The 8,084-nt window shown below is 58.9% G+C and carries 8 protein-coding genes; 4 read left to right on the top strand and 4 right to left on the bottom strand.

From position 1 onward, the window contains the following. The 3 genes from BV390_RS31760 to BV390_RS29695 form a co-directional block, all read right to left on the bottom strand. The coding region (locus tag BV390_RS31760; RefSeq protein WP_227517264.1) for a hypothetical protein at window positions 1–87 on the bottom strand (87 nt) is incomplete at its 3' end. 91 nt (window positions 88–178) lie between these two features. Further along, window positions 179–1,786 carry an FGGY-family carbohydrate kinase gene (locus BV390_RS29700; protein WP_085397625.1) on the bottom strand — a complete coding sequence of 536 codons (1,608 nt, stop codon included), beginning with the start codon at window positions 1,784–1,786 and terminating at the stop codon, window positions 179–181. 32 nt (window positions 1,787–1,818) lie between these two features. After that, on the bottom strand, window positions 1,819–2,568 hold the full coding sequence (locus BV390_RS29695) for an SDR family oxidoreductase (protein WP_004864656.1): 750 nt from the start codon (window positions 2,566–2,568) through the stop codon (window positions 1,819–1,821). 267 nt (window positions 2,569–2,835) lie between these two features. Between BV390_RS29695 and BV390_RS29690 the strand changes: the two genes are divergently transcribed. After that, complete coding sequence (locus BV390_RS29690) at window positions 2,836–3,846, top strand: LacI family DNA-binding transcriptional regulator (protein ID WP_004864654.1); 1,011 nt, start codon at window positions 2,836–2,838, stop codon at window positions 3,844–3,846. Window positions 3,847–3,878: 32 nt separating this feature from the next. On the opposite strand, the gene BV390_RS29685 is transcribed toward BV390_RS29690, so the two are convergent. Then, window positions 3,879–4,820, bottom strand: a complete 942-nt coding sequence (locus tag BV390_RS29685) for a sugar-binding transcriptional regulator (RefSeq protein WP_085397624.1) — start codon at window positions 4,818–4,820, stop codon at window positions 3,879–3,881. A gap of 268 nt (window positions 4,821–5,088) precedes the next feature. Between BV390_RS29685 and dalD the strand changes: the two genes are divergently transcribed. From dalD to BV390_RS31755, 3 genes are all read left to right on the top strand, one after another. Further along, window positions 5,089–6,456, top strand: a complete 1,368-nt coding sequence (gene dalD / locus BV390_RS29680; RefSeq protein WP_085397623.1) for a D-arabinitol 4-dehydrogenase — start codon at window positions 5,089–5,091, stop codon at window positions 6,454–6,456. A 9-nt stretch (window positions 6,457–6,465) separates the two neighbouring features. Then, window positions 6,466–7,929, top strand: a complete 1,464-nt coding sequence (gene xylB, locus BV390_RS29675) for a xylulokinase (RefSeq protein WP_004864648.1) — start codon at window positions 6,466–6,468, stop codon at window positions 7,927–7,929. A 68-nt stretch (window positions 7,930–7,997) separates the two neighbouring features. Continuing rightward, a partial coding sequence (locus BV390_RS31755) for a hypothetical protein (protein WP_227517264.1) occupies window positions 7,998–8,084 on the top strand: 87 nt, incomplete at its 3' end.

Genomic DNA, 8,084 nt, shown 5'->3' with positions numbered 1-8,084 from the left:
GTCGCCGGTCATAAACACGGCGATGGCGATGTATCCCCAGATCAGATTCAGCGGCAGACCGAACCACTGTTTGCTATTCACGGACATAATGACCTCGTTTTCAGGGTACAGGAAGACGCTCCGGTGTTGTCACCGGAGGTTTTTTATTATTAAAAGAGTGGGGCTGAGCCCCGGGACGCTACTCCCGAATCAGCCGGGCGGCCTGTTGCAACGCCAGATAAGCCTCGTAGCGACGCTGATGAAGCGGCTGATATTGCGTCGTACAGCGGTAGGTTTTATCTACCCGGGTGAATTGCTTCATGGCCTCCGGCAGCGAGGCGGAAACCCGGCCGGCCACGGCGCCCAGAATGGCCGAACCTAACAGCACCGGTTCGCTGCATTCGGTGCTGACAATCGTCAGACCGCAGGCATCGGCCAGCAGCTGACGCACCAGCGGATGCTGCCCTGCGCCGCCGCTGATGACGATATTCTCGCTGTTAATCCCGCAGGCTTTTTGCGCGTCAACAATCTGCCGCAGGCCGTAGCCGATACCGCATAATCCCGCGACGTAGAGCGCCAGCAGATTATCCAGATCGCGCTCCATGCCTAATCCGGCAATGACCGCTTTGGCATCCGGGTCCGCCAGCGGCGCACGGTTACCTAAGAACTCCGGCACCACGTGCAGCCCGGCGGCGAGTCCGGCGGCCTCGGAAGGGGTGGCAACCTGGGCCAGCACCCGATCGGCGAGATAGACCGGCAGCGGTACGCCCGCTTCCTGCGCCAGCTCGCGTGCCTGCGCCGCCGCAGGATGGAAACTTAACAGCTGGTCGATGGCGGCGCCTGCCGCGCTTTGCCCGCCTTCGCTCAGCCACAGGCCCGGTACCATGGCAGAGTAGTAAGGCCCCCAGACGCCCGGCACGAAGACGGCGTCTGGGGTGGTGGTCATGGTGCAGGAGGAGGTACCGAAAACATAGGCCATATTGCTGACCGCGCCGTTGAGAACTCCCACGGTGCCGATACCGCCGGCGTGGGCATCAATCATGCCCACCGCGACGGGGGTACCGACCGGCAGGCCCATCTCGTGCGCCGCTTCTGCGCAAAGGCCCTGACCGCACGGCGTTCCCGGGTCGACAATGCGCTGACCTATGCGCGCAAAATCATCCTCGGCCAGATCGCCCAGACCAATCTGCCGGAAGTAGCCGGCATCCCAGCGCTGCTCATGGGCCAGGTAGGTCCATTTGCAGGTGACGGTACACACCGAACGGGCCAGATCGCCGGTGGCGCGCCAGGTCAGGTAATCGGCAAGGTCGAAAAAGTGGCGCGCCTGCTCATAGATATGCGGGCGGTTCTCCTTGAGCCAGAGGATTTTCGGCGTTTCCATTTCCGGCGAAATCCTGCCGCCGACGTACTGCAATACGGCATGTCCGGTGGCGTTAATCTGCTCCGCCTGGCCGATGGCGCGATGATCCATCCAGACGATGATGTTGCGGTCCGGATCGTCGGAAGGCCCGACCGCCAGCGGTTCCCCGTTTTCGCCAACCACAACTAACGAACAGGTGGCGTCAAAACCGATCCCGGCGACCGACTCCGGCGGCATGCCGGAGTGCGCCACGGCGGTTTTTATACACTCGCAGACCGCCTGCCAAATCTGGCGGCTGGATTGTTCTACCTGGTTTCCCGCGCTGCGAAACAGGGTGATTTCCCGCGTGGCATGGGCAAGCAGCTTGCCCTGAAGGTTGAAGATGCCGGCGCGCACGCTGCCGGAGCCGACATCGACGCCAATAATGGTTTGGGTATCGTTATTCATAAAGCCGTCCTTAAGCCTCCCGGGTTAAACAATCACAGATCCACGCTGTTAGGCAGGATAACGAGATCGCGTACGGTCACGTTTTTCGAGCGCGTCACCATAAACAGGACCGACTCCGCAACTTCAATCGGCTGCATCAGGCTGCCGTTGGCCAGCGCCTCTTCCATTTTTTCTTTCGGCCAGTCGTCAAGCAGGGCGGTCACTACCGGGCCCGGTAAGACGGCGCCGACGCGCACGCCGTGCTGCGAAACCTGGCGGCGGGTGGTGTGTACAAACGCCTGAACGGCGAATTTTGAGGCGGTGTAAATCGGTTCCCAGATGACCGGCACGACGCCGGCGATGGAGCTGGTAAAGATGATGTCACCAGATTTTTGCGCAATCATGTGCGGGAGTACGCTGCGCACGCAGCGGAAGGCGGCGTTGGTATTGAGGTGCAGGACGCGATCCCAGACGTCCGGGTCGCCTTCGGCCACCGGTCCGCCGATATAGGCGCCGGCATTCGCGTGGAAAATATCCAGTCGCCCGGTGAGATTGAGAATGCCGGCCAGAATATTATCGACCTGATCGGCCTGCATTAAATCCACCTGCAGCGCGAAGGCGTTTTCGCCAAGTTCAGCCACAATCTTAGTGAGTTTTTCGCCTTCCCGGTCGATCAGCACCACTTTGGCGCCCGCCGCGAGCAGGGTTCTGGCGCATTCGAGGCCGATACCGGATGCCGCACCGGTGACGGCGGCGACTTTACCATTGAGAGAAGTATTCATAGAGGATACAGAGTGGTTCATTTTATAATCCTTCATTGAGTCTGTTTGGTCAGTCGATCTGGTCCTCGATAAGCATGGGCCAGCGTTGATGTTATGCATGAAAAATTGTTAAGGTGTTGAATCAAAGCGTTATTTATAAATATGCGCTGAAAATTGAGCGATGAATAACGTCATTCGCCATGGAGCATAATGGTTGCTCAATCGATGAAGCTAATGTTGCGCCAGCTTCATCGATTGAGCAAGTGGGGAAATTAACAGCGAAATGAATTTGTGACGCAAGTTGGGAAAATGAAAAAAATCACTATCTACGATCTGGCGGAATTGTCCGGCGTTTCGGCCAGCGCGGTCAGTGCAATCCTCAATGGCAACTGGAAAAAACGGCGTATCAGCGCCAAACTTGCGGAAAAGGTGACGCGGATTGCGGAAGAGCAGGGCTACGCGATAAACCGCCAGGCCAGCATGCTGCGCAGTAAAAAATCGCATGTGATCGGCATGATTGTTCCCAAATACGACAACCGTTACTTCGGCTCCGTCGCGGAAAGCTTTGAAGAGATGGCGCGCGAGCGCGGTCTGCTGCCGATTATCACCTGTACCCGTCGTCGCCCTGAGCTGGAGATCGAAGCGGTGAAGGCGATGCTCTCATGGCAGGTGGATTGGGTGGTGGCGACCGGGGCGACGAACCCGGATAAAATTACCGAGCTCTGTCAGCAGGCGGGGGTGCCTACCGTGAATCTCGATCTGCCGGGGACGCTTGCGCCGTCGGTCATTTCGGACAACTACGCCGGCGCCCGAGCGCTGACGGATAAGATCCTCGACAATAGCGCCAGGCGTCACGGCAGGCTGGCACCGCTGACCTTCGTCGGCGGGCGCAGCAGCGACCACAATACCCTCGAACGTCTGCGCGGCTTTCGCGACGCGCACCAGGCGCGGGGCCTGAGCGTTCCCGATGAGAACGTGCTGGCTCCCGGTTATTCAAAGGGCAAAGTCGAGGCCTGTATGCAGGCCCGGTTCAGCACCCCGGAGGAGCATCTGCAGGGGCTCTTCGTCAACTCGACGATTTCGCTGGAAGGGGTGGTCAGATGGCTGGCGCAGCTGGGATTAACCGGCACCGAGCAGCCGCCGATGGGCTGCTTCGACTGGGACCCGTTTGTCTATCTTCTCGGCCATGACATCGATATGGTGCAGCAGAATGTCCCGGCGATGCTGGAGGCGGTGTTCAGCATTATTGATGCCGGTGAGGCCCGCCAACAGCTGGTCGAGATCCCACCGCTGCTGATCGGTAGCCGCGAACACCTCTGAGTCGTTGAGCGCGGCGGCAGCAAGGCCTGCCGCTAGCGCGTCAGCAGCCAGCGGGCGGTGTGCTCATCCGTGACCAGGCCGTTGATCCAGCCCCCTTTCAGCGCCGCCAGAATCGCCGGGCGTTTATATTCTCCGCAGGCCACCGCAATGCGCGGGCATTGATTGTGGCGAATATCGTAGCTGGTGATCATCCGGTTGATATTGCTCTCCACCACGCCGCCGTCGGCATTAATGAAGCGGCCGAGAATTTCGCCAATCCCGCCCTGGGCCGTCAGCTCATCCAGCTGCGCCTGGTTGATAAAGCCGTCTTTAAAGATGGGGCTGTTGGTACCAAGCGGACCGATACCGACGAAAATCACGTCCGCCTGCTGCGCCACGCCTGAGACGTTGCGGAACAGGCGGCTGGTGCACCACATTTCATGCTCATCGACGGTTTGCGCGTAGCGCGGCGCGGGCCATTGATAATATTTGGCCTGGATTTTTCGCGCCAGCAGCAGAGGAACATCGTCGTAATAGTTGCACTGGCCGTCGGCGTCCATGGCGCTAATCAGCGCCACGCAGCGCGTATTCAGGCTGTCGAAGTCGATCCGCAGCATGGTCTTTTTCAGCGTCAGCCCGGAGCCGATGCCGATAATTTTCGCTTTATCATCCTGCAGATAGCGGGCCATCAGCTGGTAACAGCCGAAAGAGACGCTGTCCAGGGTGCTCTCTTCGCTCCACGCGGGAACGATATTGCAGTCGACCAGCTGGTATTTCTCCTGCAACAGCTGCCCGTAGTCGAGGCAGTTGGCCACCGGATGGTGAAGGCCGATCGAGACGATTCCCTCTTCTTTAGCGGCGGCGATCATTCGCTGCACCACCGGCCTTGACGTCCCCAGCTGGCTGGCGATCTCGCTTTGATTCAGACCGGCAATATAGTACATCCATGCGGCGCGGACCTTCTGATCCAGCCTGATATCTTCTTCTTTACCCATGATTCCCTGCCTTAAGCGTATGGTCATAAACAGGCCCGGCCTCATTCGATCCGATAAAGGGTTCCCGCGATCTCTGGCGTCAGGAGCCGGCATGGCGAATGGTTCAGGTGATAGCCGCATTCTCGCCGCGGTTTTTAAATCAGGCAAGCTTTTGCTCTCATTTGGTCATTTGTAATTTTATTGGGTAATTGCTCTTTTGTGATCTACGGCTCTTATTTGGAGCAAATGATCAATTACAGTGAGTCCCATCACTCAAGGAGATCAGAATATGAATCAGCAATTCACATGGCTTCACATCGGTCTGGGTTCATTTCATCGTGCGCACCAGGCGTGGTATCTGCATCGTCTGATCGCATCCGGCGATAAGCGCTGGCATATCGCGGCGGGCAATATTCGTCAGGATGCCGAGCAGGTGGTTGAGGCGCTTATCGCCCAGAACGGGCGCTACGTTCTGGAAACCGTCAGCCCGGAAGGGGATCGCGAATATGAAGAGATCGCCTCTATTCAAAAACTGCTGCCGTGGCAGAACGGACTGCAGCCGCTGATTGACGAAGGGGCAAACCCACAGACCAAAGTTATCGCCTTTACCGTGACGGAAGGGGGGTACTACCTGAATACCAGCCATCAGCTGGAGACCAGCAATCCGGATTTAATCACCGATCTGCAGGGGGGTTGCAAAACCATCTACGGCACCATCGCGCGCATTCTGGAAAAACGCATGGCGGATAACGCCGGACCGCTGACGTTGCTCAATTGCGATAACGTTCGCCACAACGGCGAGCGCTTTCACGACGGGCTGGTGGAGTTTCTCCAGTTAACCGGCAAGCGAGCGGTGATAGCATGGCTGGCGGCGAATGCGACCTGCCCGAACACCATGGTGGACCGCATCACGCCGCGACCAGCGGCCGATCTGCCGGCGCGCATCAAGGCGCAAACCGGTATTGACGATAAAGCGCCGGTGATGGGCGAGACCTTTATTCAGTGGGTGGTCGAGGATAATTTCCGCGCTGAACGTCCGAACCTGGAGGCCGTCGGCGTGGAGATGGTTGACTCGGTTATCCCTTACGAAGAGGCCAAAATCCGCATTCTGAACGCGTCACACAGCTGTATTGCGTGGGCCGGTACGTTAATGGGTCAACGCTATATCCACGAAAGCACGTTGACCGAGTGTATCTACGCTATTGCCGACCGCTACGTCACCGAAGATGTGATTCCGTGCCTGGGCGACAACGGAATCGATCTTGCAACCTACCGCGACGTGGTCCTTAAGCGCTTCACCAACCCCTATATCCAGGACACCAACCAGCGGGTTGCGGCGGACGGATTCTCAAAAATCCCGGCGATGATCGCCCCGACGCTACAGGAGTGCTACCAGCGCGGCGCTCGCCCGGAGGCGACGGCCATGCTGCCCGCGCTGTTCTTTGTCTTTATGGAGCAGTGGCACAAAGGCACTCTGCCTTACGAATACCAGGATGGCATTCTCGATGCTCAGGCGGTCCATGAAATGTTTGAATCCAGCGACCCGATTGCGCTTTATGCCAAAGACCGGGCGCTGTTTGGTTCCCTGACCGAACGGGCTGATTTCCTGGCGCTGATGCGCGAGAAGATTGCCGCCGTCTATTCCCTGATTCAGTAGGAGCTGGCTATGTACTTAGGCATCGATCTTGGCACCTCGGAAGTGAAAGCGCTGGTTATTGATGAGAATAATGCGGTTGTCGCCAGCCATAGCGCGCCGTTGACTATCCAGCGGCCTCATCCGCACTGGTCAGAACAGGCGCCGCAGGCATGGTGGGAAGCCACGGAATATCTGATAGCCACGCTGCGGGAAAAATGTGGCCCTCACTGGTCCGCGATTAAGGCCATTGGCCTCTCCGGGCAGATGCACGGGGCGGTACTGCTGGATAGCGGCGGGGAGGTGATCCGTCCGGCCATTTTGTGGAACGATACGCGCTGTGCCCAGGAGTGTCGTGAGCTGGAGGAGAGGGCGCCTGAGCTGCATCAGGTCGCCGGAAACCTGGCGATGCCGGGCTTCACTGCGCCAAAACTGCTGTGGGTGCGCCGTCACGAGCCGGCAAACTTTCAGCGCACGGCAACGGTGATGCTGCCGAAGGATTACCTGCGCTACAAAATGACCGGCCAAAAAATCTCCGATATGTCGGATGCCGCCGGGACGCTGTGGCTGGACGTGGCGAAACGCGACTGGTCCGATGCGCTGCTGGATAAGTGTGGCCTGTCGCGCAGTCAGATGCCGACGCTGGTTGAAGGTTGCGAGGTGTCCGCCACCCTGGACCCTCAGGTTGCCGCGCGCTGGGGCCTGAATCCCTCGGTGGTGGTAGCCGGCGGCGGTGGCGATAATGCGGTCAGCGCGATCGGCGTCGGCGCGGTCTCGCCGGGCGATGCGTTTATCTCGCTGGGCACCTCCGGAGTGTTGTTCGTGGTGACTGATGCCTATCGGCCGGCGCCGCAGTCGGCGGTGCACGCCTTCTGCCACGTCTTACCGAACCTGTGGCATCAGATGAGCGTAATGCTCAGCGCCGCCAGCTGCCTGCAGTGGTTCTGTCGTTTAACCAGCACCACCGAAGTGGCGCTGCTGGAAGAGATTGCCCAGTTGAGCGAGGAAGAGAAGGCCAACGCGCCGTTCTTTCTGCCCTATCTTTCCGGGGAACGTACGCCGCATAACGATCCGGACGCGCGCGGAATGTTCTGGGGGATGACCCATTCCAGCCTGCGTGCCCAGCTGGGTTACGCGGTGCTGGAGGGGGTGAGTTTCGGTATCAACGATGGCTTGCAGGTACTGAAAGAGAGCGGCACGCGGATTGAACAGTGTTCGCTGGTCGGCGGCGGCGCTCGCAGTCCGTTCTGGGCGCAGCTGCTGGCGGATATTCTTGATATGCCGGTCGTGACTCATAAAGGCGGCGAAACCGGCGGCGCGCTGGGGGCGGCGCGATTGGCCTGTCTGGCAGCGGGGAAACCGCTGGCTGCCGTCTGCGAAAAACCAGAGGTCTACCAGACCTGGCGCGCCGCGCCTGAACGCCATCACACCCTGATGCAACGCTATGCGCAATTTAAAGCGCTATATCTCAACGACCTGAATTACCGACATCACTGATTTTAATAATAAAAAACCTCCGGTGGCTGCACCGGAGCGTCTTCCTGCACCCTGAAAACGAGGTCATTATGTCCGTGAATAGCAAACAGTGGTTCGGTCTGCCGCTGAATCTGATCTGGGGATACATCGCCATCGCCGTGTTTATGACCGGCGAC

Origin of the sequence: Klebsiella sp. YJ, assembly GCF_002108615.1 — a bacterium.
GTDB classification, from domain to species: Bacteria; Pseudomonadota; Gammaproteobacteria; order Enterobacterales; family Enterobacteriaceae; genus Klebsiella; species Klebsiella planticola.
This window is presented reverse-complemented; position numbering and strand designations above follow the sequence as displayed.